17 protein-coding genes are annotated in these 25,281 nt (G+C 36.9%); 9 read left to right on the top strand and 8 right to left on the bottom strand.

Annotated features, from left to right (window positions below; all coding sequences use genetic code 11):
- Positions 1-6: 6 nt before the first annotated feature.
- The gene (locus ACRXC1_RS07360; RefSeq protein WP_433657687.1) at positions 7-1,707 is read right to left on the bottom strand and encodes a hypothetical protein; all 1,701 of its coding nucleotides are present in this window, start codon (positions 1,705-1,707) and stop codon (positions 7-9) included.
- A 79-nt stretch (positions 1,708-1,786) separates the two neighbouring features.
- On the opposite strand from ACRXC1_RS07360, the gene ACRXC1_RS07355 reads away from it, so the two are divergent.
- On the top strand, positions 1,787-3,217 hold the full coding sequence (locus ACRXC1_RS07355) for a hypothetical protein (RefSeq protein WP_433657685.1): 1,431 nt from the start codon (positions 1,787-1,789) through the stop codon (positions 3,215-3,217).
- Positions 3,218-3,236: 19 nt separating this feature from the next.
- Here the strand turns inward: ACRXC1_RS07355 and ACRXC1_RS07350 are convergent, their stop codons facing one another.
- The 4 genes from ACRXC1_RS07350 to ACRXC1_RS07335 all read right to left on the bottom strand — a co-directional run bounded on the left by ACRXC1_RS07350 (position 3,237) and on the right by ACRXC1_RS07335 (position 9,890).
- Positions 3,237-5,063, bottom strand: coding sequence for a hypothetical protein (locus ACRXC1_RS07350; RefSeq protein WP_433657683.1), 1,827 nt, complete (start codon positions 5,061-5,063; stop codon positions 3,237-3,239).
- A gap of 115 nt (positions 5,064-5,178) precedes the next feature.
- Positions 5,179-6,660 carry a SpoVR family protein gene (locus ACRXC1_RS07345; RefSeq protein WP_392908220.1) on the bottom strand — a complete coding sequence of 494 codons (1,482 nt, stop codon included), beginning with the start codon at positions 6,658-6,660 and terminating at the stop codon, positions 5,179-5,181.
- 24 nt (positions 6,661-6,684) lie between these two features.
- A complete protein-coding gene (locus tag ACRXC1_RS07340; RefSeq protein WP_433657680.1) occupies positions 6,685-7,806 on the bottom strand; it encodes a DUF444 family protein in 1,122 nt (373 codons plus the stop codon).
- A 29-nt stretch (positions 7,807-7,835) separates the two neighbouring features.
- A complete protein-coding gene (locus ACRXC1_RS07335; protein WP_392908216.1) occupies positions 7,836-9,890 on the bottom strand; it encodes a PrkA family serine protein kinase in 2,055 nt (684 codons plus the stop codon).
- Between the two features lie 265 nt (positions 9,891-10,155).
- Between ACRXC1_RS07335 and ACRXC1_RS07330 the strand changes: the two genes are divergently transcribed.
- From ACRXC1_RS07330 to ACRXC1_RS07310, 5 genes are all read left to right on the top strand, one after another.
- Positions 10,156-10,905, top strand: a complete 750-nt coding sequence (locus ACRXC1_RS07330; RefSeq protein ID WP_433657678.1) for a Stp1/IreP family PP2C-type Ser/Thr phosphatase — start codon at positions 10,156-10,158, stop codon at positions 10,903-10,905.
- Between the two features lie 124 nt (positions 10,906-11,029).
- Positions 11,030-12,154 carry a M23 family metallopeptidase gene (locus tag ACRXC1_RS07325; protein WP_433657676.1) on the top strand — a complete coding sequence of 375 codons (1,125 nt, stop codon included), beginning with the start codon at positions 11,030-11,032 and terminating at the stop codon, positions 12,152-12,154.
- A 15-nt stretch (positions 12,155-12,169) separates the two neighbouring features.
- Complete coding sequence (secA, locus tag ACRXC1_RS07320; RefSeq protein ID WP_392908209.1) at positions 12,170-14,734, top strand: preprotein translocase subunit SecA; 2,565 nt, start codon at positions 12,170-12,172, stop codon at positions 14,732-14,734.
- A gap of 5 nt (positions 14,735-14,739) precedes the next feature.
- Entirely contained in the window at positions 14,740-16,146 is a 1,407-nt protein-coding gene (locus tag ACRXC1_RS07315) for a hypothetical protein (RefSeq protein WP_433657674.1), read from the top strand.
- 13 nt (positions 16,147-16,159) lie between these two features.
- A complete protein-coding gene (locus tag ACRXC1_RS07310; RefSeq protein ID WP_433657672.1) occupies positions 16,160-17,473 on the top strand; it encodes a glycerol-3-phosphate dehydrogenase/oxidase in 1,314 nt (437 codons plus the stop codon).
- Between the two features lie 28 nt (positions 17,474-17,501).
- Here the strand turns inward: ACRXC1_RS07310 and ACRXC1_RS07305 are convergent, their stop codons facing one another.
- A complete protein-coding gene (locus ACRXC1_RS07305; RefSeq protein ID WP_433657670.1) occupies positions 17,502-18,635 on the bottom strand; it encodes a hypothetical protein in 1,134 nt (377 codons plus the stop codon).
- 9 nt (positions 18,636-18,644) lie between these two features.
- On the bottom strand, positions 18,645-20,207 hold the full coding sequence (locus ACRXC1_RS07300; protein ID WP_433657668.1) for a hypothetical protein: 1,563 nt from the start codon (positions 20,205-20,207) through the stop codon (positions 18,645-18,647).
- Between the two features lie 102 nt (positions 20,208-20,309).
- On the opposite strand from ACRXC1_RS07300, the gene ACRXC1_RS07295 reads away from it, so the two are divergent.
- Together ACRXC1_RS07295 and trxB are read left to right on the top strand one after the other, a co-directional pair.
- Entirely contained in the window at positions 20,310-20,495 is a 186-nt protein-coding gene (locus ACRXC1_RS07295; RefSeq protein ID WP_392908198.1) for a hypothetical protein, read from the top strand.
- Positions 20,496-20,521: 26 nt separating this feature from the next.
- The gene (trxB, locus tag ACRXC1_RS07290) at positions 20,522-21,451 is read left to right on the top strand and encodes a thioredoxin-disulfide reductase (RefSeq protein WP_392860840.1); all 930 of its coding nucleotides are present in this window, start codon (positions 20,522-20,524) and stop codon (positions 21,449-21,451) included.
- Positions 21,452-21,481: 30 nt separating this feature from the next.
- Here the strand turns inward: trxB and ACRXC1_RS07285 are convergent, their stop codons facing one another.
- The gene (locus ACRXC1_RS07285) at positions 21,482-23,404 is read right to left on the bottom strand and encodes a hypothetical protein (protein ID WP_433657665.1); all 1,923 of its coding nucleotides are present in this window, start codon (positions 23,402-23,404) and stop codon (positions 21,482-21,484) included.
- A gap of 113 nt (positions 23,405-23,517) precedes the next feature.
- On the opposite strand from ACRXC1_RS07285, the gene ACRXC1_RS07280 reads away from it, so the two are divergent.
- On the top strand, positions 23,518-25,242 hold the full coding sequence (locus ACRXC1_RS07280; protein ID WP_433657663.1) for a hypothetical protein: 1,725 nt from the start codon (positions 23,518-23,520) through the stop codon (positions 25,240-25,242).
- Positions 25,243-25,281 lie beyond the last annotated feature (39 nt).

Below are 25,281 nucleotides of genomic sequence, written 5' to 3'. Positions count from 1 at the left end.
TATTTATCATTTTTTAGCTTCGACGGCCATAGAATCGATATTATTTAGGGTTTCTAAAGACTTAATTTCATTTAAGTCCCTTGTTGATAGATCGGTGACAATCCTTTTATTTCGTATTGCAACAAGGGCAAATGGAGCAATGCGAATATTAACACCAATCTTTAATTGTTTTGCACCGTCACCTTTAGGCAGCTCGATATAGTCAATAATATCGAATTGTCTAATTAGTTCGTTCGTCATCACTTGTGTTAGATCAGCATTCACAGAAAACTGCATTAAGGTGTCTTTAATACCTTTATAGTCATTTTCAATATAGAGACTTAGACGCTTTTTTAGCTGTTCAACTTTCTTGTCGTCATTTCCAACATGAGCGATTTTATATTGCTCATAAATCCACTTAATATCAGTGCGTGGAATATTAATATCGAAGTGCAAATTAATCATATTTGTCACATCACTGGCCTTATCAAACTCACCATGAAGAACATTGAAGTTTATTTCGGGAAAGCTTTTACGGTAGACAAAGTAATCATTCACTTCTTTATCAACTTGCATGACGAGCGCTTCTTCATAAGAAAGTTTCTTAGCGTTTGATTTAAGATAATCAAGGGCCCAGAAATCCCATAGGCCGTCATTTGATAAAGAAATATAATCTTTGATCGTTTTAGAATCATGTGTCCAAACGTTAAAGTCTGGCACTCGTGTTACAAGGGCCAGGAATTGGCCAATAAGGCGAGGCTTTTCATCCTTAAATTCATCAAGCGCTTTAACGAAATCACTATCAACTTCTGTCGAGTACTTAGGTGACGAAAAGCGGAACTTTTCACAATAGGCCAACTTGAAATCAAAATTTAGATTAGCAGAACCAACGGGACGAATAATATCTTGTTGAATTTTAGAGACACTCTTTGGGCGACAGATTTGATTACGGCAAAGGCCCCCTTTTTTATCTGAAAGCTTATCCTTAAATGCATAAGTATCAAGCCCACTTAGCTCACGAATGATGTAGCTCATGACAGCAGAAGACGATAAGAAATCAGCAAGCTTTCTTGGGTAATTGACTTGACCACCCCAAGAACAGGCATATGAGAAAACACCTGTTGTGTAATATAACTCATTAACTAGAATTTCATTTTCACTTTGTAGTTTATTTAACTTATCTGTGTAGAGTTTCTTTCTTTGATCAATTGGTAAAAAGATTTCACCTTCATCTTTAAAGTAGTTTTGAAAAAGATATTTAATAAGGCGATGGCCCATCAATGTAATATTTTGTGAACATTTCGAAACCAGAGAATTAACGAGGTTGTCATATTGCTCACTATCAAACTGAAGCTTCTTAGCATAGGTTGCAATGGCCTGCATCGAGTAATTCATCATTTTATATTGAAGAGTGGCCATAATTGTACGATAGAACTCATCTCTTTCTAGTCCATTGTTGAAATATAGTTTCGCACTATTTTCACGACAAAAATAATCAAGCTTTTCGTCCTCGAGATAGAACTTTCGATAATTATTTAAAAGGTCAAAATTCTCTTTAGAGTTTTTAACTCGTGATTGCTCTATAGATTTACCAAGATTATTAAATATCTTATCACCTTGCTTGTTAAGAACAAGGGAGTCCGCTGGTAGAGCTTGTAGCGATATGATTACCAGCAATGGGCAGGCCAACAAACGCACATACTTTAAGAATTTTGCAAAAACATCCATGTAAAATCCATTTAAACTTTCCCTTAAGTTATCGGAATTATTCCCGAAAGGTTTAATAGGAAATTTAAAAGAAATAAATATGAAAATAATTTCACTTAAGGCCATTCTCTTACTCATAAGCTTATCGTTATTAAGTGAAGTCATTCGTGCACAATCTAATGCACATATTATTTCAAGACAGGCCAAACGAGAACTAGACCCACCTTATAATATCTATCACGAAATTGAGGCCGCCTATTTCAATGAAGGGCTACAACTAGATGATCGCAAGGATTTTCTTGACCAATTAAGAGTTGCTAAATCACTTTTAATCGATGGCCACTCGAATGATGCAATTCTTGTTCTTGAAAAACTATCGGCCAAAACAAATAGTTATAAGAAACAACTTCTCATTAACCGCTTCCTTGTACTTGCATACTTCTCTGATGCACGGGCCAAGGAGACTCGTGACACGCTGGCATCTCTACAGGACAACGCTTCTTGGTTTTATCAAAATTGTACAATGAGAATGGTAAGCGCCCTTTCTATGCCAAAAGAAATGAATGATAAAATTGAGGAAATTTTCAACAATTGTATTATCAGAATCCACAACAAAAACCCTTATCAAGATAACACCTGGCTCAACCTTGTCTTAGAAAAGCGTTTAAAAGGCTTTGTTAGATCAACAAAAATCAGAGACCTGATGGCCAGCAATAATATAGACATCATAAAGACAGTCCTTCGATACGGTATTTTTTTTAAAGAACACGAAAGAGTTTTAAGGCACTATGGAACAATACCAGTTGATTTCTATGCAGACCCAATGCTTAGAACATTGGTTGCAGTCAATCTCTATAATGCAGGGAAATATGATCAAGCACTAAAGCTTGCTCAATCGATTGATAATACGAATACAAATAAAATAAAAGGCCATATGGAGATCCACAAAGATGATATCAAGACGGCCTACTCTCACTATATTTCGAATTTAATTCAAAAGCCTGAATCAATAGTAAATAATAAGCTCATACTTACAACAGCATGGCTTAGTGGAAATTTTAAGAATGCGCGAATCGCACTTTCAAAAATACCATTATCAGAGTCGCTTTCCCGTGAAAAAGAACTATTGAGAATCAATATACTTATCAAAGAAGGAAAATTTAAAGAGGCCGTTTATCTGATGAACAATCTTGATATTCGCTATAATAAGCGTCTTCCTTATGAGGCAGCAATTCTTAGTACTTACTTAAAATTATTAAATAATGATCAAAACTGGATTCAGCTAAGTGATAAGTCATGCCTTAATAAGAATATTATCAGTTGCTGGCTGCATATGCAATCTAAGCTATGGAATAATTTTACAACAGAAGTGATTAGAAAAGATCAAAAAATGGAATCAAAGACTATTCAAGATCGACTTGAGTCCATGATTACAGCTCCGACACAAAAAAAGTTTGAAGAGCCTGTACTTATTTATCAAAAAGATATTTACGAGCTAGACTTAGCACAGTACCCAGACCTAGGGCACTGATTTTCAAAGCCTAATAAAGCTAGAAAGAATAGCGGTAGCCAAAGTTAATCATAGCTCCACTCATATCCACATCACTGTCATTTCCACCACCAGAGATAGAGAAAGAGTGTGTTAAATAATCTAATTCTGCGAAGATAAAACTATAACGATTAAGCCAATAATCGAGCTTACCACCAAAGTAAAATCCCATACCACTTTCAATATCAAAGCCATCATCAGCATTGGCCAAACTATACTGAGCACCAGCTCGAGCAAAGAGATCAAGCTTTTTCAAGTTGAAAACTTTTACACCAAATTCCCCTATAAAATTGGTTAAAGTTGCACTCACAATACTTGAAGTAGCATTCAAAACAATAGGTTCTTCATCAATTGAAAGTTGTCCGCTAACATAGAATAATTCACCAAATTGATAATCGATTCCTAGATTCATCTGATAAAATCGTTCAATATTATTTGAAAGGCCTGTGTTAGCAAAATTTTCATTTAGTAACCTAAATTTGGCAAATGGACGAAAACTTCCGTTGCCCATAAGGGCCAAGCTAAGCTCAATTCCCCTCTTACCTAATTCATAATCACCACTATCATATCCAAATGTATGGCCCTGATTCACAAGAGAAAGTCCCACAATATTTGAAGAAAACCTTTCGGCCATCGTCATCTTCTTACCACTAACTTTTTTATAACTTGCAAGGAGTAAGTTTGATTTTAAAAGGTCATTTAATTCACTTTGTTTTTGAATTGACTCGTGAGTGTTATTAACCACAAGAAACCCACGATTTGGATCGAGAGTAAGATTTTTGGGAGCGATAAAGTTTCCATTAGAACTGTTGATGCGTCCAATTTCGCGTGCTTCATAGACACGATAATTCTCATTGAATGTCGCATTCTTTTCAGGTGGAATATAAATACCAGAAACTAGATCAACTAATCCTCCGGCCTTTGGCGCATACCTCTTTTGTGAGCTTGAGTACTGGCCACGATACGAGCTTCGCTGTTCAGCAGGTTTAAAAAGATTACCAGAAAGTGGATATGGAGATAAGTTTATTTCCTCACTATCAGTATCTTCAGAGTAAACAGTCATATCTAAACGATTATTCGAATAAAGCCTTGATAGTTGTAACGGGTTTAACTTAACAGGCATAGAAACTGGCCTTGATTCGTGAAATGTAGCACTATACTGGCCACGAGCAACTGTTGCCACATCCTTTAATTTTTCACCAAAAAGAACTTCATTAATCTCTTTGCTAAAGTTTTTAATTTCATTATTTGTACGAAACTTAAATTTAATTTTTTGTTCATTAAGGCTTCTTCTAAATACGAGTCTTTCACCAGCACTGAATTTATGAGAGCGGTTAATTCGCTTCATATTTGCTTTTCCAGTAAACGTCAGTGTTCCTGTTACGTTATTGTAGATATTATAGAGAACTAGAGAATCAGTATTTTCTAGGCCAACAATAGCGCTATTTGTTCTCACAAAAAGACGATCAAAACGAGAACCCCTAACCTTCCTTTGTTTTTTTACATTCAGTCTTATAATCCCAGCGTGAAGTGAGATAAAGTCTCCTTCAGGCGCATTAATAAGCTCAATTGTTACCTTTGAATTTGGGCCAATGATAAGAGAATCACCGCGATCATTTGAGAGACGTGCATAAGAGTTATCTTCAGTAATAATAAGAGTATCTTGAAGTAGGTTTATATCACTAGATATTTTAGTTGCATCAATTTGACGTGATTGATTTTTACTTATCAATGAAATGTCACCACGTCCTGAATTGAGTTTAATTGCAGCTAATGCTTGAATTGAAAGACATAGTGATAAAACAAAGAAAGTACTTTTTAAAAGCATGAATATTCCTAAATTGACTTAAATTTTTAAATTTTCAATATTGAAAGTTACTTCAATTTTACTTGAAACTATTTTTAGGTCAACAAGCAATATAGACAACTAATTAATAAAGCGATTACTTATCTTCTTTAAATTCAACACCATCAAATTGATAAACAATGGCCTTATCTTCCACAACTGTTGTGATTGATACAGGTCTTTTCCAAATCTTGTAGATATTTGCCATCGTATCTTGGGCCTGAGTTAGGTCAAGATCAACACCCTGGTGAACATGGCGAAGTAGTAACTCTCCACGATTCTTATGATTTGCAGATTCTACTTCAATAATTGGAGAACCAAAGTTCGTTAATTGATTTAGAAGCTTTGCCTTAATTTCTTTGAAATCGCGAGTTTCAATCTCATTTCGACCAGTACGTGAGTTATACTTATAAGTAAAAAGTTGCATACGATTACAGAATTCTTCAGTGAAGAACTCATCGATAAAAGTAATATCGTTATGAGTACGTCTTACTTCAAAGATCTTTTCACGTCCCATATTAGTTTCGATATGCCAATTCTCTTTCTTGTGAAGATCGGTACAATCTTGATACTCTTTACCAAATTTACCAGTATCCCAACGATACTCAATATCACGCATCAGCTCAATACCAATCTTATATGGATTAATATTTTGCTTACTCATGGCCATAACTCCAGAGTGGATATCGGCAAAATCAATGATCTCTGAACTATTTAGCGCCTTCTTTGTGAGAATTTTAGAGTGCCAATAAGAGGCCCATCCCTCATTCATAATCTTAGTCATTCTTTGAGGTAGAAAGTAATACGCCTCCTCTCTTAAGATACCAATGATATCGGCCTGCCAATCTTCAATTGGGGCATGATCAATAAGAAATTTCATGATATCACGTGTACCGCGTATCTCTTCATCTAGAAGCTCTAGAGTTGTTTTTTTAACTTCTTCCTTTCCTTCTTCAAGTCCCACTCTGGCCATTTTAGAATTCATGAAAGAGCGTAGCACTTGTGAGCGATCATCTTTGAATTCAAAATCTTCATCGGCCGATGTTTTCTGCTTTTCTTCACTTTGGAAAAGAACATTTACATCAAGTAAGTTTTCAAAAGAAAGAACCGTATCAATAAATTCTTCCACACGGTCTTGTCCATACTTGTCCATATAACGTCGAACTTTTGTCCCATGATTGGCCATAACATCCATCATGCGACGATCAGTTCCTCTAAACCAAGCATTATTCTTGAAAAAATCCGCATGGCCATAAACGTGGGCCATAACTAGCTTCTGATCAACATAGCGATTAGAACTTAGAAGATAGGCGTAACAAGGATCTGTGTTAATCACAAGTTCGTATATTTTTTGAAATCCGTATTTGTTACCTTTAGCAAGTCGGTCGTATTCTAGGCCGAATCTCCAATGTGGATAGCGAGAAGGAAAACCTCCATTTGCAGCTAGTATACAAACTGTATCATAGTCACAAACTTCAAAAACAACAGGATAGAAATCAAGTCCGTACTCGAGCGCATAACCATGTACTTCATCTCTTAATCTTGCAAGTTCACCACTAAGTGGTTTTGTTCTTTCCATACTACTTATTACTGGAGTCACGCCTTACTTACCTTTTCCTAGAAAATCTTTTATTGAATCTAAGATTGCTTCTTTATTTTTAATTTTACTTAAAATCACATCCTCATGTTTTTCACCGAACTCTTTGGCAAGGTCTTTAAAAAATTGACCTGAACCATAACGAGATTCAACTTGTCCATAGAAGAATGCATTTGAATTTGGAATGATTGAATTCTTTAAAATATCAAGACAAACCTTAGTGTCCTCGGCAGACCAGTTATCACCATCAGAAAAATGGAAAGGATAGATATTCCATTCGTCTGAATTATAATCACTAGCGATCATATCCTTACAAAGCTTAAGGGCCGACGAAATAAGAGTCCCACCACTTTCACGAGTTCTAAAGAATGTCTCTTCATCAACTTCTTTTGCCGTAGCATCGTGGATGATATAGCGAATCTCAATGTCTTTATACTGAGACTTAAGCCATAGGTTGATCCAAAAAGATTCTGTACGAACAATTTCTTTTTGTTCATCACCCATTGAACCCGATACGTCCATCATATAAATAACAACCGCAGAGTTTTCAAATTCAATCTTTGAATCGCTCGAACGGTAGCGCATATCACTTTTAATTGGAACAACGACAGGGTTTTTCGGATCATAAGTCCCCATAGCGATCTGACGCTTTAAGGCTTCTTTAAAAGATCTCTTATAGTGCTTTAATGAATCTGGCCCAACTGTACCGATGCTAGTGTAGCGATCTACAGTTGACTGCATATTCTTCTTTCCCTTTGGTTCAATCTTAGGAAGCGCAAGTTCATTGCCAAGTATTGAAGCAAGCTCATCTAAGCTCATTTCAACATCAAGGGCCTTTTCTCCTTCCCCCTCACCAGCTTCACCTGGCTCACCTTGACCTTCTTGAGGCTCTCCCTGTCCATCGACAGGATCCCCTGGTTGGCCATCACCTTGTCCTGTCCCACCCTGGCTTTTGTCACCAAAACGAAATTGTGGAGTGTTGATAGAAGGCATTGGAACCTTAAATTGGCCATTACCTTTTGGAATTGGCATCTCACCGCCGGCAATATACTTTCTTAGATTATCACGCACCTTTCCTTTAATAATTTTACGAAAACGTGCGTGGTCTCTTTTAATCGGGTGATCCATTAACTCTCCAGTTGTGGAGGTGCTAAGTCCTAAGACTTAGCACTGTCTCCTTTAGCAAAAATACTAGCGACATAATTAAGAGCATCGGTTGCTGAGATTTCACAGTAACCATAATTCTTAATTAGACGAGACTTGATAACATCAATCTTCTCTTGTGTTTCTTTATCAACAACATTTGAGATGATTGTTGTAAGCTTAATCGCATCTTTTTGATCTTCAAAAAGCTTAAGTTCAAGTGCACGGTGTAGTCTTTCATTCATTTTGTAATCAAATTGCTTACCTTCGATTGCAAGAGCACCGATGTAGTTCATGATTTCACGTCTAAAGTCATCCTTACGTGATTCAGCAATGTCGATCTTCTCTTCAATGCTTCTCATGAAACGCTCATCAGCTTCTTCAAGCTTACCTGTGTACTTGTTACGAACTTTCTCTTTTTGAGTGTAGGCCTTAACGTTATCAATATAATTTGCGCATAGAGTTTCAATTGCAGTCTCATCAAGAGAGATAGCTTTTTGAACATCGTTTTTAACGATATCAGTATACTCTTGACGAACAATTGCTAGCATCTCGCGATACTTCTCTACTGCTTCTGGATTATTTGCCATTGAATTCTTAAGTCCAGACTCTAGTTCGTTGAAAACCATAAATGGGTTTAGAGAACCAGTATGTCCATACTTAACAAGCGCATTTGAAATCTTATCTTGAATATAACGAGGAGAGATCCCTTCAAGACCTTCCCTAACAGCTTCTTTACGAAGTTCTTTTACGTTATCTTCATTATAACCTGTTAGCGTCTTACCATTATAAAGCTTAAGCTTTTGAACAAGTGTAAGATCTGCTTTCTTTGGTTCTTCCATTCTTGTTAAGACGGCCCACATAGCTGCCATATCAAGAGTGTGTGGAGCGATGTGAACATGAGGAATCTTTTCAGCGTTAAAGTCACGTTGATAGATTCTTACTTCATTATCAAGACGAGTAATATAAGGAATATCAATTTTTACAGTACGGTCACGTAGAGCTTCCATAAACTCATTATTTTGAAGCTTTCTAAATTCTGGTTCATTTGTGTGGCCTAGAATAACAAGATCAATATCTGTTTGAGCAAATTTCTTTGGCTTAATTGATTGCTCTTGAGAAGCACCAAGTAGGTCATATAAGAAAGCAACATCAAGCTTTAACATTTCGATAAATTCGATAATCCCACGGTTAGCGATATTGAATTCACCATCAAAGTTAAATGCACGAGGGTCTGAATCTGACCCATATTGAGCAATCTTTCTATAGTTGATATCACCTGTTAATTCTGTTGAATCTTGGTTCTTTTCATCTTTAGGTTGGAAAGTACCAATACCTAGACGATCTTTTTCAGAAAGAATAAGTCTCTTTACACGGATATGGTTTTCCATAACTTTCATGAAGTCACCGTCATACTTAATCATATATTCATTGAGGATATAACGGTCAGCAGGACAAACTTCACCACGAATTTTAATCTTGTGGTCTTTGTTCCCCTTATTCATATTTTCTAAGAATTCTTTTCTAACTTCATGTGGAATTAGCTTTAATGGATCTTCATGCATTGGAGATGGAAATACTTTTTGACCACCTAAAATGTCAGACTCTTCTTCATCGTACCATTCGAAAGTATATAAAGCTCCTTCATCTGTACGTGAGTAATGTTCTAGTCCTTTTTTTAAGTTTCTTGCAATTGATGATTTAGCAGAACCAACAGGCCCGTGAAGTAGTAGAACCCTTTTTTCAGTTCCGTAACCAAGAGCTGCGGCCTTAAAGAAGTTAACTAACTTCATTAGGTGTACATCAATTCCGAAAACGGCATCTTTACCATTTCCAATTGGATCATCAAAAAAGTGATAGCGAGTGATTTCTTTTTTATATTCTAGATAAGTACTCGTTCCAAAAGTCATAATCATATCGAAAATTCTTTGGAATGAATTGCGTCCGATTCTTGGGTCTTCAGCTACAAGATCTACGTAATCCTGAAAACTCCCAGTCCAGTGTAAGTGAGCAAAGTCTTCAACTTTATAGTTCTCACTCATAAAGTCTTTCATATTCATTTTAGTCATATCTTCTCCATCCATGAGTTGCATTTGATGCAAGCTAAATTCCTAAATATATTATAACGTGAAAAACTAAGTAGAAGCAAAGGTAACTATAAAAAAAATATGTAGTGACTTTTTGACACCGTAAAACAATCAGGTAATCAGTAAAATAACTAGGCAAATATTTGGCAAAATGAATGCCCAACAAAAGCATTTGACTAAAATCTGTATCCATTTGAAAATATAGGAATTACAGATTTAGCATTGTTGAGGGATTGCAAGGGTGAATATGGAAATTATTTGTGCCGGCGTATCAGATATTGGACGCAAGAGAGAGACCAACCAGGATTCAATATACGTAGGAAATTCAAGTAAACTCTATGTCGTAGCAGATGGCATGGGTGGACACTCTGGCGGTGAACTGGCCTCAACAATGGCCATCAAATATGTTGCGGAAAAAGTGAAAGAGCTCAAGGCATCAAGCACTGATAACTCTTCTGTCCTCAAAGACTCTGTTCACTATGCTAACGAAAAAATTAAAAGTTATGCTGATGCAGAACCATCTCTAAAAGGAATGGGGACAACTGTTGTTGGAATTCTCTTTGGCGAAGATAAAGCAAGCATTGCAAATGTTGGTGACTCACGTGCCTATGTCATCACTCAAGGTCAAATCTTTCAATTAACGAAAGATCATTCAGTTATCCAAGAAAAAATCAATTTTGGAATCTACACTCGCCAGCAAGCTGCGAATGATCCAAATAAGAATTACCTGTCTCGAACAGTCGGTTTTGAATCAGGGATCGAAGTCGATCTCTATGATTACAAACCGAATAAGGGAGATATTTTTCTTCTTTGCTCTGACGGGCTTCATGGAAAATTAAGCGACGAAGATATCCTATTTATCATTAGTGATATGATAAAAAAGAACGACGAACTAAGTCATCAACTCATTCACGACTGCGCTCAAACACTTGTAAGGCAGGCCAATGAACACGGTGGACAGGACAATATATCTGTTATTTTAGCGGTAGTTAATTAATCTTAACCCTCTCCTATTGAGGCCGATTATACGTCTCAACGTGTCATGGATTAATGTCTTGCAAACTGTTATCAAGAAACCTACAATAAACATCAGAAATTATTGAAAATTCAAGGAAGTAATTTTGAGTCGTTTTTACACAATTATGGTAATTCCTGAAAAGGAGAAGGGAGTTAAGTCATTTCGCATTCCACGCGTGATCTTTAACTCAGTCCTATTTTTCATCGTTATCATCGTAGCAGTTATAGGTATTCTTACTTTTGACTATATTAAAATTCTTAAACAAGTTTACGAAAACCGTCACCTAAGCATTGAGAACCGTCAACTTAAAGAGCAAATTCAGCTTTTTAATATGAAACTCAATACATTAACAGATGATATTGAACGTATTCAAAAAATTGAAAGTAAATTAAGGGTTATCTCTGGCTTTAAAGATTTTGATCTTACAAAGCCTGTGATGCAAAACTCTGATGAGCATGAGGCCCAAGAAGGCGATCACGGCCATAATCACTCGGCCCCATCGAACCCTTCTCGTAATCCGCAGTCTGTTCTCATCCCCCAACGAGACCAGGAGTTAATGGATAAAGTTAAGTCGGAGCTAATAGACCTCAAGAGTGTCGAGGAATTTAGCGACATCAATGATCTTTACGAGAGAAAGATTGCAACTAACTTTGGATTAACTTCTGGTTATAGCTTTACAAAAGAATGGAGTAGCTTAATTAAACAAAGTTTTAAGTTAGCTGAAAACTTTGCGTTTTTTGATTATCGATATTCAATCCTACGCAAGATTTCAGGTGATTTAGAGATTCGTGTAAATGAGCTCGATCAATTCTTACTTGATCGCGAGTCTTTTTTAAGATCAACACCGACGCTTCTTCCTGCACGTGGTTGGATTACTTCCTACTATGGGCCTCGTATGAGTCACTACTCAAAACGAGTAAAAATGCATGAGGGCCTAGATGTTGGTGCACCTATTGGTACCGTCATTCTTGCACCTGCGGATGGTATCGTTAAAACATCAAAGAAAAATTACGGTTTTGGAAACCACGTTGAAATAGATCATGGATACGGTATAACTACAGTTTACGGACATAATTCAGAAAACATCGTTGTAAAAGGCCAAAGGGTCAAACGGGGGCAGCCAATTGCAAAAGTTGGTAACTCCGGTTTATCCACAGGCCCCCATTTGCATTACGAAATTCGCATTAATGGAACACCGGTGGATCCACTTTATTATGTACTGGATTAATTAGGAGAAATTTAAATGTTTAATCCGCTTAAGTCTTTTTTTGGCACGAAACACGATCGCGATATCAAAAAGCTCATGCCAATCGTTAATGAAATTAATTCACTTGAAGCACAAATGGAAAAACTTAGTGATGACGAGCTTAAGGCGCAGACAACTAAGTTTAAGCAACGCCTAAGTGAAGGAGCGACTCTAGACCAACTTCTACCAGAAGCATTTGCAACGGTTAGAGAAGCTGCTAAGCGTGTCCTTGGAATGCGACCATATGATGTTCAAATCATCGGTGGGATTGTTCTTTTCAAAGGAATTATTGCGGAGATGAAGACAGGGGAAGGTAAGACTCTTACTGCAACTCTGCCTCTTTACCTAAAAGCTCTCGAAGGAAAAGGTGCTCACCTTGTAACCGTAAACGACTACCTAGCTAGTCGTGATGCTCAGGAAATGGGTGTTCTTTATAATTGGCTAGGTCTAACGACTGGTTGTATTATCGCAGATATGGAAGATGAAGATCGCCAGAAGGCATATGCTTCAGATATCACATACGGAACAAATAACGAATTTGCTTTCGACTACCTAAGAGATAATATGAAATTCTCTTTAGAGGAATATGTTCAAAGAGACTTTCACTATTGTATCGTGGATGAGGTTGACTCGATTCTAATTGATGAGGCCAGAACTCCCCTGCTAATCTCAGGACCAAGTGAAGGTGATTCAACTCTTTATGGAGTTGCAAATAAAGTTATCCCACAACTTACAGTTGAAAAACACTTCACGATTGATGAAAAATCAATGTCAGCTGTTTTTACAGAAGAAGGGATTTTAAAAGTTCAAGAGCTTATGAAAGTTGATAATCTTTATGATATCGAAAACTCTGCTCTACTTCACCACCTAAACCAAGCACTTCGTGCTCACCACTTATTCAAAAGAGACGCTAACTACATCATTAAAGACGGTGAAGTAATTATCGTTGATGAATTCACTGGACGTCTAAAAACAGGCTCTCGTTGGTCAGATGGCCTACACCAGGCAATCGAAGCAAAAGAAGGTGTTGAGATCAAGCAAGAAAACCAAACTCTTGCTTCAATTACATTCCAGAACTACTTTAAAATGTATGCAAACCTTGCAGGTATGACGGGAACGGCAGATACAGAAGCTGAAGAATTTAAAAAGATCTATGATCTTGACGTAATTGTTATCCCAACAAATCTTCCAATTGCACGTGTTGATGAAGCGGATGTTATCTATAAGAACAAGCAAGCAAAATATAGAGCAATTATTAAGCTTCTAAGAGAACTAAACGAAAAAGGCCAACCGGTTCTAGTTGGGACGATTACAGTTGACTCTTCTAACCTACTTTCACAAGAGCTAGAAAAGGCAGGAATTGAACACAATGTTTTAAATGCCAAGCAACACGGGAAAGAAGCCGGTATTATTGAAAATGCAGGTCGAAAGGGATCAGTAACAATTGCAACAAATATGGCCGGTCGTGGTACCGACATAAAAATTAATGATGAAGTAAAGGCCCTTGGTGGTTTATATATCCTTTGTACAGAAAGACACGAGTCTCGTCGTATTGACAACCAGCTTCGTGGACGTTCAGGACGTCAGGGAGACCCAGGTCGTTCAAAATTCTTCCTATCTCTAGAAGATGATCTTATGAGAATCTTTGGTAGTGATCGTATTGCGAAAGTGATGAACACTCTTGGGATGGAAGAAGATGAGCCAATTGAGCACAAAATGATCACAAATGCCATCGCTAAAGCTCAAAAGAAAGTAGAAACGCACAACTTTGAAATAAGAAAGCACCTTCTTGACTTCGATAATGTCATGAATGAACAACGTCGAGTTATCTACCGTATCCGTCGTGATATTCTTTCAGATGAAGACAACCTAGGGTTCGTTAAAGAGATGACTGAAGATGTTGCTGACAACCTTTACGAAACATATCGTCCACAAAAGAAAGTTCCTCTTGAGGACCTTCCTTGGGAAGACATGAAATCAGGATTCTGTGCAACTTTTAACACAGAATACGAAGTAAGTGCGGTTGAATGTTCAGAGAAATTCGAAGGTAATGTAAGTAAGTACTTTGAAGAAAGAGCAAAAGAAATTCTAGAAACAAAGCTTGCTGGTTATGATGAAAGACAAGTAACACTTGCTCTAAGAGAAATTCTACTTTCTACTTTTGACCAGCACTGGAAAGATCACTTAAGAAATATGGATCACCTAAAAGAAGGGATCAACCTTAAGGCCTACGCACAAAAAGATCCTCTGACTGAATATAAGAGAGAAGCTTTCAACCTATTCGAGCAAATGCGTGTTGATGTAAAAGCAAGTGTTGTTCGCAATATGTTTACTGTTCGTCTTTATACTCAAGAAGAGATTGAGGAACTAAGACGTCAACAGGAAGAGGAGCTACAAAAGCAACTTGAGATCTTAAAAGCAAAGAGAATAGCTGAAGAAGAAGGACGAGATGAGCCTGCGCAAGCACAAGCTCCTCGCTCACGTGGACAAGTGAAGGTTGGACGTAACGACGCTTGCCCGTGTGGTTCAGGAAAGAAATTTAAACACTGTCACGGATCATAACGACTATGTCAGATGGCGATAACAAGAACGATTTAACACGCATTGAGGACTTGTCTGAGTTTCTTCATCAGGGAGATGATGAGCTCGACAAGCTTCTTGCTGACCTCGATGAGTCTAATGAGGACTCAAACAATGAGAACGAAGCGGACGAAGCTGAAATCGAGTTAGCGCCATTTGAATATTCAAATAATTCAGAAGAAAATTTTGATGATGACACTTATGAGTCAGAAGAAGAATTTGATAATGACAATAATGAAGATGACTCATATGACGATGCAGAATACGCCTTTGATGAATCTGACCTTAACGACCAAGAGGATGCTTTAGAAGAAGATCTAGAAGACAATCAGGTCGATTTTCAGAACGACTTTCAGGAAGACGATCAAACAGACTTCAACGAAGACTTTGCAAGCTTTGAAGACCAAAACACTGAAGGCCAAGAAGAGACAAGTTTTGATGATTTCGAAAACTTTGAAAACGACGAAGACGAAATACTAGAAGATGAACAGCTAGAAGACCAAGAGGACGAAGAAGCTGAAATCGAGCTTTCACCTTTTGAAGAAGAAGAAACTCAAGAAGACAACAACTCCTATCAAGAAGCCCCTCAGCAAGAAGAGCTAACTGAACCAGAAATACAAGCATATGAGCAGGTGGAAACTCCACTTACAGCAACTCCTGAAACTGTAGCACCTGAAATTAAAGTGGCCCAAGACTTTGGTGAAGTCAGAGACTTTGCGGCCAACTCAACATACGGCAAGGTTGCAATTGGTGGTAATCCTCCTTTTTCCATCCTTATGCAAGGGATAACTCCTGGTCAATACGATGAGAGTATTCTTGCCATTTTGAATGAACATGGGCTCTTGGGAGATAATGAAGACCTTTATCGTACAGGCCTTGAAAGTGGACAGCTCCTTATTGCACAAATTGGTGAGTTCAGTGCTATTTACTTAGCAGGAAAATTACGTCGCTATTGTCGCGTGATCAAAGTTGGACTGGCCCATGAAATACATGCTAGCCCAAATTATGACCACAGTGACCAAAGAGGTTTAACAGGGCCACGCTCAATCAATCAGAATAAATCAAAGCATTTTGTAAGAAACAATAAAGAATTTAACCAAGAAGATGTTCTACTTAGCTCTTCGCACTTCGTTCCAGGATATCTTATCACTCACAGCTTGGGCCCAATGCAGATAAATGAAGTCATCGATGGTAACGAGTTTAATGATATTAAGTCAATTAACCTAATCGAATACTTCTCTGACCAATTTAAAGAAAGCGCTTTTAAAAAAGGTGCCAATGCAATTATTTCGATCCACTTTACAGTAAATCACCACAATAAAGACTCAGCGTCGAATGATATTATTATCATGGCCCATGGGGACTATGTCGTTTTAGAAGAAAACAAGGCATAGAAATTAGACAATTATGATTAGCAATTTAAGCGATACAAAAGATTTTTATAGCACCATTATTATTGGAGGAGGCATTGTAGGGGCCGGAGTTTTCCGAGACCTAAGCCTACATGATGTCGATACTCTTCTTGTGGATAAGAAGGACTTTGCTTCCCAAACGAGCTCTAAAAGCTCAAAAATGCTTCACGGTGGAATCCGCTATCTTGAAAATTTTGACTTTCCCCTAGTATGGGAAGCCTTACATGAGAAGAACCTTTGGCTAAAGCTTGCGCCTCACCTATGCTTTGAAGAAAAATTCTATCTACCAATCTATTCTGATTCAATTCGTCCAAAATGGATGATTAGAATTGGACTATTCTTATATGATCTTCTTTCAAGCTTTCAAAACTCTCCGTATGAGATGAAGAGTAAAATCGAAACACTTGAAACTAATGCGGATTTAAAAGAGGACGACTTAAAAGGAAGCGGTGTTTATCATGATGCTGTTGTACACGATGGCCGATTAACAATTGAAGTCCTTAGAGATGGCGCCTTTAATCCTAACTGTCATGCTCTTAATCATGTGGGCCTAGAAGATTATGAGTTTCTAGAAGATGGTACAGTCAGAGTTGTTCTAAATGATGAAATTGAAGGAATAACAAAGGAAGTCTACTGCAATGATTTGGTTTTTGCGACAGGACCTTTTACAGATAAAATCCTCGAAAAATCAAAACAAATCCACTGGCAACCACAACTTTTACCATCACGTGGTAGTCATATTTGGATCTCAAAGGAACGTTTAAAAATAAAGAGTGCAATTCTTTTAACACCAAATGATGGCCGAGTTATTTTTGTCATTCCACAGGCCGATAAAATTCTTGTCGGTACAACAGAAGCAAAAGTAGAAGAAGATTATTTTGATTTAAAAGCAACACAAGAAGAGATCAATTACTTACTCGCTAATTTAAATCAATACTTCCCAAAGGCCAAGATTGCAGAAAGTGACATAATCTCTAGCTTTGCAGGGATTCGTCCTCTCGTAAAAGATGACTCCACTGCCGCACTAGGAAAGACTGCGCGAGTTCACAAATACTTTCAACCATTGAAAAACTGTCACGTTCTCATTGGAGGAAAATATACAACCTTTAGAACGATGGCCCAGGATGTAGCAAGAGCAATAGTTCACAAGCATAAGAAACCATATATTCAAGACAAAACCCTTGCAGAATTTCGCTTTAAGATGCGCTATAATCCCTTTGAGCAGAAAGGCTTCACTGCTGAGCAGGAAGTAGAAGTTAGGAAGTATGAGTTTGTACGTTGTGAAGAAGATTTTAACAGACGCCACTAGAGAATAATGTAGCGTCTGTTAAGAGAAACTAGAAGCGTAAGTAGGCTCCAGCAATTGCTCTAAACCCACTTAAAGAGATCGTGTTTTCAACTGTCGATCCACCAGTTTCAATACTGAAAGTTGACGAGCTACTAAAGTAGTCCCCCTTAGCATAAAAACCAAATCCTGAATCAAGTGTGTACTTGATACCACCACCAAAATTCATATATGTCCCTGAACCTGATAGGCTTTCTGTTGTTGAAGATCCAGCAGACTGTGGGATTTCATTAAGTGAAGTCATCGATAAACCAAATCCAAATTCAACATAAGGAATAAAGCGATTCGTTGCAAGAGGATTGAAAATATGAAAATTAACGGCACCGCCAAAATCAATTGAAGATGAAGTTGAGTCAGAGATCCCATTGCTTCCAGAGTAGTAACCAACACTTGCTTTAAGTGAAAACTTTTGTAAAAAACTTTGAGACTTTGGAAAAAATAGCTCAAACTCTCCGGCAAAACCAAGTGAGCTTAATTCTGCATCAGTACTTACACCAACATTATCATATGTTCCGCTAAGCATATTAAAGCCTGCAGAAACATTTAAGGCCATATTCTTATCTAGAATCTTACTTGGTGTAGGCTTAGACATTGTCTGATTGCTTGAAAATGATGTTGTTTTAATGGCCTCAAGCTCACTCTGTTCTTCGTAGTTATCTTTGTAGCTACTTGAAGCTTGAGATTGAGTATAGGCACCTCTTTGTTGTGAAGCAGAACGATTGATATCAACAGGCTCCCCTATCTGCTTTCCACCTGGATACGTTGCCTGTAGAGACTTCGAACGATCATTAGTTAGTTTCACAGGAGAGGAAATCTTTAAGTTTGCAACTTTATCACGTTGTATTTCATTAGGTTTTACAATTCGATAAATACTCCACACAGAACGTGAAGGTGTGGCCTTGATACATACTGCTCTTGCAAAAACACCTGTCGTAATAAAGAACTTTGCATGATCCCCAATAACAAGGCCATCTTCTAGGCCTCGATTCATAAGAATCGTTTTCTTCGAAGTTGAAGTCTGAAGAATTCTGAAAGTTAACTTCTCATCAATATCCAGTGCCAAAGTACTAGAGCTAAATAGAGCAATTAGTGAGAAGGTTAGAATTTTTAGTAAACGTCCTGTCATATCATATCCTTAAAAAAATATACTTAAACTAGCGATAAATTTTAAATTATTAACTGTTTGGTTTAGTGCAAAATTATTAGCATCCGTTACATTAACTTCGCTTATAGGAGACAAACTTAGTAGTTCGTAGTTTAACTTGGCCCCTATACCGTAGCCAAACAGATTTCCTTTTTCATAATCTCTAAATGTAGAAATTCTCGTTTTAATTCCAAGAGTAATTGAAGGTAGCGCGACTGACTCATAGTCATAACTGTAATTTGTTAAAGAGGCAGAAGTCGTCTCACCCGTACCACGTTTCATTCCAAGACCTACAAAAGCAAGAAGTTTATTTCGAACATATGGAGCATTGTAGAAGTAGTAATTAACATGTGCACCAAAATTCATATAAGTCATGCGGCCATTGATACCACCAAGATCAACATTTAAGTTTGAAACGTCGAGACCAAAGTCCACGCTCCACTTCCTAAGGGAGTCATGTGCTCTAATAAGATGAAATTCATAAGAAGCGGCCAGGCCATAACCAAGGTTCTGGTGATTACTATCACTTTCTGTGTAATTAGGCATAAGGTTTGAAATAAAGCTTAATTGAACTTCATTACCACTTTCAATTGAAAGAACATTTTCTCTTCTAAACTTTTCGCGAGCAATACCTGATGACTTTAAGTAGCGGCTAAGCTGTTCACTATCCATATCAGCAGACCACAGTGGTCCTTCTTTATCGAGAACTGCTTTTGCCGATTTTGTCACTCGATTCTTAGCTCTTTCTCTTGCAAGACTCTCTTCCATTACATTGGGTATTGAGAGGTTTGAGTTTGCGCCAGTTAAATCAGGACTTCCACTATAGAGCATTTCCTTGTAGCCATCTTGGGCAGCAGAGATCTTATTCAATTGTTCTTGATTTTGGCGCGCCATTTGTACATCAAATTCTTTGGCCGTAAGCTTTGTTGTATCAACAGGCCCTAGCTGAGAATCGACATACTTATAACGAAGCCTACCATCTTTAACGATAATCTCGTCACCATCTCTTAACTGAGTGTTCTTTGTCACCTTATAAATTGTTGACTCTTCAATTCTTGAATCATAATTCTTATCACTAGGAGTCTCTTTATCTTGAACTAGGTCTGTTGGAACTTCACCATCAATGGCGTGTTGATTATTAAATTTTGTTTTCTTTGATTCATAGGCCTTAATTTCGTAAACAGGTTTTTTCTTATAACGGCCACTAGCGGTTTGAGATCGAATTTGTAGCGCAATAGTTTTATCTGTAGCAAAATTAGCGCGGTTTAGCTTATCTCCAGAAATTTCTTTGAAATACCAGTAAGATTCACGGTCTGATACTTTAAGAAGTTCAATACTTCCAAGATAGAGATATTTAGGTTTTTGATAGTCGCCAATACGTATTGAAACGTCTGCCACATCACCAGTTTTAAGCCCTGTAAGCTTACCGACAGAAAGCTTAATTGTGCGTCCTGACTGAGAAAGGGCCACAATTTTTGCCTGCATCATTGCATAAGTATTTGCCATCAATAAATTTAGCAAAAGTATCATTACGAATTGTTTATATTTATCCATATATTTAATTATAACGAATGGAAGTATTTGAAACAATATGGTAAGGTATGTATATTTTTACAAAATTATGCCACGGTGCACCATGAGTGAACGGAGGAAGATATGGCCAAAAGAAAGAAGAATATTCAAATTTTTCGATACGAATGCCAAATGACTGGCGAAGTTTACAAAACTACTAAGAAAGCAACTAATCCTGATGATCTTGTTAGTGTAAACGCATACTACGAAATGAATCCTGAGGAAGATGATCGTCCTGAGGAAATTAAGAAAGAATTAGGAATTGAATAAAATTTAGAAAAAAACGGAGTTTTTGAATGGCACACCACAAAGTCATTATTATTGGATCAGGTCCTGCTGGTTATACAGCGGCCCTATATGCATCACGTGCAAACCTTGAACCTCTTGTTATTGAAGGACATGAGCCAGGTGGGCAATTAACGACGACAACTGATGTTGATAACTTTCCAGGATTCCCAGAAGGGATCATGGGGCCAGAGCTTATGGCCAATATGAAAAAACAAACTCAGAGATTTGGAACACAATACCTGAGTGGTTTTGTCACTGGACTTGATACGTCAAAAAGACCTTTTACTCTTACAGTTGATGAAGATAAAACTTACACTGCAGATGCAGTTATCCTTGCAACAGGTGCTTCGGCCAAATACCTTGGTCTGCCAAATGAAAAAGAATTGATTGGTAAAGGTGTTAGTGCTTGTGCAACTTGTGATGGATTCTTCTACCGCGACCGTGTTGTTCACGTAGTTGGAGGGGGCGATACGGCAATGGAGGAAGCAACTTTCCTAACAAAATTTGCTTCTAAAGTATACGTTGTCCATAGAAGAGATGAGCTTCGTGCTTCTAAGCCAATGCAAGAGCGTGCTTTCAATAACGAAAAGATCGAATTCGTATGGGATAGCGCTGTAACAGAAATCATCGCTGATGCAACTGGTGTAACTTCAATTAAAGTAGAAAACCTAAAAACGGGTGAAGTTACAGAGAGAAAAACTGATGGCCTATTTATGGGTATCGGACATAAGCCAAATACAGACTTCCTAAAAGGTAAAGTAGATCTTGATGATCATGGCTTTATCATTACTGAGGGAAGACACCCAGATACAAGCGTTGCAGGTATTTTTGCATGTGGCGATGTACAAGACTCTTACTACCGTCAGGCGATTTCTGCGGCAGGTTCAGGTTGTCAGGCAGCAATCAGAGCAGAAAGATTCTTAGAAGAAAACGAATAATTAAAATTCATATCGTGGCCTAGGGATAAACTAGGCCACATTATCTGAAATATACAACTCAACTCTTTCAACAGTTTCATTAAACAAACGCTTTACAACCTTACTACCATTTTTAAGGCGGCCAACCATATCCTCGTAATCAATTAAAGAGCCCTTTGCCACAGACTTAAGCCCAACTGCTCCTTCTTTTAATTGCTTGGCCACAAAGAAGTAAAGATAAAGGTCAGCACACTCCTGTTCATTTAAGTCGTGTTCATCGAAGGCATTGATTTTTAAATCATTTGCCTCAATCGAAATTTGTGGTTGTATATCCCTTTCAAATAAAGGAGTGATCTCACTTGTTCTAATCGTTAGATTTCCACTACCTTTGTTAAAGATCATTAGCCTTGCAATACAGGCCTTGAGTTCTGAGATATTACCAGGCCAGTCATAATCAAGAAGCATTTTCTGAACACGATGAGAAAGACGTTTTTTAGTGGTATGATTTTTAAGGCTATATTGTGAGATAAAATAATTTGCAAAGAAGAGTATATCTTCTTTTCTCTCAACAAGTGAGATGGTTTTAAAGCTTGGAATCGTTAAATCATTCAAATAAACAGTACCAGTAAATAGAATTCTAAACGATTCTCTACTATCAACAGTCTCGATAATATAATTGGCAACCCTAGGTGAAAGTTTATCGAGGCCCTTAAAGATCACATGGCCATTAATGACACGATCTCTAATCTTATCAACAACCTCATCAATATCCTTCTTTGTCATCTTTGCATAGCAATTAACAACTTCGATATGAGTATTGGCCGTATTAGACTGGCGAGCAATTTTCTCACAAAGATAATACTTACCACTTCCCTCGCCGCCATAAATATAAACAGGGCCTTTTTCATTAGGTGCGCTATATTGATCTAAGAACGCTTGTGCACCTTTAGCAAAAACACTAATTCCCATCGATGTATTAAAAGCAACATCAGTATCGAAATCGTCTCCATAGTCACCATTATTATATTCTTCATACTCATCGATCTCATCACTCTTATAAAAATAGAGAAGGCCAATAACTCGTGCTAAAAACATGGCCTGTTTTAAATCGTTGTCAGTAAAAAGTTCATTTTTCTCTTTATTTGAAAAATTTAAAATTCCAAAGATATTTTCATTATGATCGAAAATCGGACACATCATATATGTTGAAATGGTCGTATTATTTACTACCTCGTACATATTAAAGAACTCATCACTTGATAGAGATTGAGAGAACTTAGATTTAATACCACGTGGATTGTTATACAGCTCCTCAAGTATTCCAACGATAGGATACTCAATCTCTTTGAGCTGATTAGTGTGAAAGTCAAACTCACTAAAAGTGTGTTCATCATGTCCTACAATAAATGCTCTAGCATCTCGTGCCTTAACAATTCTTTGGACTTCAATAATGAATAATTTTATCAATTCAACTTTATTGCGATAATTCTTAAAAATGTGAAATAAATCGAGAATCATTGAAACTGAAACATTATCATCGATATCTTTATCAAAAGTATTATCAGAGTCATAATTTCCGGCAACTGCTTCATTCAAAACCATATCATACATAAGGTTTCGAAGACGTCTCTTGCCCATTGAAGAGACGAGTTCTGTCATGAGGTTCATAATGCTTTCAACCTCGTAGTCAATAAACTCAAGGCCAAGATAATTATCTCCGGCATTGTTAAAATTAGGACGATATCGTCTTAACTTAACAGTTTGGAATAATCGTATTTTTTTAAACTTAATTTCTATCTTAAAAATCTGACTATCAACATACTCGCCAATGAGAACACCAATACCTGTTGTTGATATATTGTCGACGGCCACATTGAATGAGTTTGAAGTTGAGTCTCCAATCATCTCATAGAGAATACACTCTATATTATCTGACTCTTTTAGTTTAATACGATAATTTCTAAGTTTCTTCATATGAATATTTATCGTCTAGTAAAATTACTAACTTTAACTCTAAGAGATATAAAAATTCTAAAGAAATCGACGATAAGGAGATATCTGAAAACAGATCCATCATTGAGGAATAATTGAAATTTAATATTCAAAATTACAAATTTTTCAAATCATATCGCTTTCCAATTCACGAGGAAGATAAAGTTAGTGCTGAAGTTATCACAATGGAGCGTGAAAATATCAAACATAATAATGTTCGCATTGACTCAATAAATCTCTCTGGCCTAAACTTCATTTGCTCGCAAAAATATTCAATTGGCGAGAAGATTAAAATTAAAATAGCAACCAAAAGACTTTTTAATAACTGGGACTTTGAACTAACGGGGATAATCATCCGATCATTCATCTATTGTGAGGATGTGACAAAGACTATTTACGGAATTTCAATTGAGCCAAATTCTCAAACAACAGTTTTAAAATATTTTTTAAAAGATTTTTTATCACATTACCGTACGGCCAAGCTTAAAGATAAACTCTTTCAAATCTGCCAAAATAAGATAAAGATCAACCGAGACGATGGTGTTGAATTATTTTCACTCTTTCAAAGCTTAATTCAAAAAACCTATAGCGGTAAAATTATCGATATTCTAAACGAGCTTCCTAGTATTTTCCGTTGTGAAAATTACCATATCTTTCTCTTTGATGCCAAAACAGGTGAATTTGAAATCGAGAGAACTAATAGCGACGTTACACCAAGGGACCATAGCTTTAACAGTATTCTGAAAGAAGCCTATTTCAATAAAGTTATCATTAACAAAAGTTTTCATGAGAAAAAAGCAACAGGTGTCGATCTCGACATAAAAAATATTCTAATGTCCCCTATTGTTAACCATAATGGAGAAAGTATTGGCATTATTTGTATGTCCAATAGCGTATCAGGTGGGAAATTTAACTTTACGATGATTGAAAATATAAAGATTATCGCTAGCCTTATCTCATATTTTTATGCAGATAAAAAGCATACAATTAGCAGTGAAAAGGTAGAAAACAAACTACCTGATCACTTCATTTTCAGCGATAAATCACAAACTGGACAATCGATAATCAACACTCTCAACACTATTAAAAACACTAGAGAAAACCTCTACATCCACGGAGAAACAGGCCTTGGAAAGAGAGCGTATGCACGCTATATTTGTGGTGACAATGAAGAAAATGTCATTGATTTTAATGATGATGAAGTTGCCAATCATAAAAAGCTCGAACAAATAAGTGAGCTAACAAATAAGGGAATAAAAGATTTAATCGTTAAAAACCTTGAGATGCTAAGCTACGATGAACAAGCAACTTTCTACAATATTATTAGGTCTCTAAAAATTAGAATCGTAACAATTGCTACCAATGACCTAAAAGCGCTAGAGAAGAACGACATCATTTTAACAGACCTCTACAATCTCATCACAACAGTGAAACTCAATATTCCACCTCTACGACTACGTCGAGCAGAGATTGTTGAAATCGCAAAACACTATATTAAATACGAGTGCACTAAGCGTGGCATGAGTGTGAAAAAACTCTCACAAGAATCAATAAATGATTTAGAGGCCGCCAACTGGGACTTCAATAATAGCACCCTCCATTCAATAATCGTTAAGGCCCTTTTAAAATCTGAGTCAAACGAACAAGTACTTCATCTCAAGCTCAGAACAAGGGATTCAAGAAAAATCGTAAATAGCAACCAAAACACTCAACTACAGGAATACATCCTTAACACCTTAAATTCATGTGATAAGTCTATTTCTTATAAGAATACTGAAAGTATTTTTGTGGAAAATTTAATGAGAAAAAAAGCGTCTTAGATTTGACAGACCCAAAGCAAAATTGAAATAATTTTATTA

Origin of the sequence: Halobacteriovorax sp. GFR8, from assembly GCF_050955245.1 — a bacterium.
GTDB lineage: Bacteria > Bdellovibrionota > Bacteriovoracia > Bacteriovoracales > Bacteriovoracaceae > Halobacteriovorax_A.
This window is presented reverse-complemented; position numbering and strand designations above follow the sequence as displayed.

What these genes read in the sequence shown, in the direction of transcription:
- ACRXC1_RS07360 (WP_433657687.1), bottom strand. Translation starts at nt 1,707, where the DNA reads ATGGATGTTTTTGCAAAATTCTTAAAGTATGTGCGTTTGTTGGCCTGC.
- ACRXC1_RS07355 (WP_433657685.1), top strand. Translation starts at nt 1,787, where the DNA reads ATGAAAATAATTTCACTTAAGGCCATTCTCTTACTCATAAGCTTATCG.
- ACRXC1_RS07350 (WP_433657683.1), bottom strand. Translation starts at nt 5,063, where the DNA reads ATGCTTTTAAAAAGTACTTTCTTTGTTTTATCACTATGTCTTTCAATT.
- ACRXC1_RS07345 (WP_392908220.1), bottom strand. Translation starts at nt 6,660, where the DNA reads ATGGAAAGAACAAAACCACTTAGTGGTGAACTTGCAAGATTAAGAGAT.
- ACRXC1_RS07340 (WP_433657680.1), bottom strand. Translation starts at nt 7,806, where the DNA reads ATGGATCACCCGATTAAAAGAGACCACGCACGTTTTCGTAAAATTATT.
- ACRXC1_RS07335 (WP_392908216.1), bottom strand. Translation starts at nt 9,890, where the DNA reads ATGACTAAAATGAATATGAAAGACTTTATGAGTGAGAACTATAAAGTT.
- ACRXC1_RS07330 (WP_433657678.1), top strand. Translation starts at nt 10,156, where the DNA reads ATGGAAATTATTTGTGCCGGCGTATCAGATATTGGACGCAAGAGAGAG.
- secA (WP_392908209.1), top strand. Translation starts at nt 12,170, where the DNA reads ATGTTTAATCCGCTTAAGTCTTTTTTTGGCACGAAACACGATCGCGAT.
- ACRXC1_RS07315 (WP_433657674.1), top strand. Translation starts at nt 14,740, where the DNA reads ATGTCAGATGGCGATAACAAGAACGATTTAACACGCATTGAGGACTTG.
- ACRXC1_RS07310 (WP_433657672.1), top strand. Translation starts at nt 16,160, where the DNA reads ATGATTAGCAATTTAAGCGATACAAAAGATTTTTATAGCACCATTATT.
- ACRXC1_RS07305 (WP_433657670.1), bottom strand. Translation starts at nt 18,635, where the DNA reads ATGACAGGACGTTTACTAAAAATTCTAACCTTCTCACTAATTGCTCTA.
- ACRXC1_RS07300 (WP_433657668.1), bottom strand. Translation starts at nt 20,207, where the DNA reads ATGGATAAATATAAACAATTCGTAATGATACTTTTGCTAAATTTATTG.
- ACRXC1_RS07295 (WP_392908198.1), top strand. Translation starts at nt 20,310, where the DNA reads ATGGCCAAAAGAAAGAAGAATATTCAAATTTTTCGATACGAATGCCAA.
- trxB (WP_392860840.1), top strand. Translation starts at nt 20,522, where the DNA reads ATGGCACACCACAAAGTCATTATTATTGGATCAGGTCCTGCTGGTTAT.
- ACRXC1_RS07285 (WP_433657665.1), bottom strand. Translation starts at nt 23,404, where the DNA reads ATGAAGAAACTTAGAAATTATCGTATTAAACTAAAAGAGTCAGATAAT.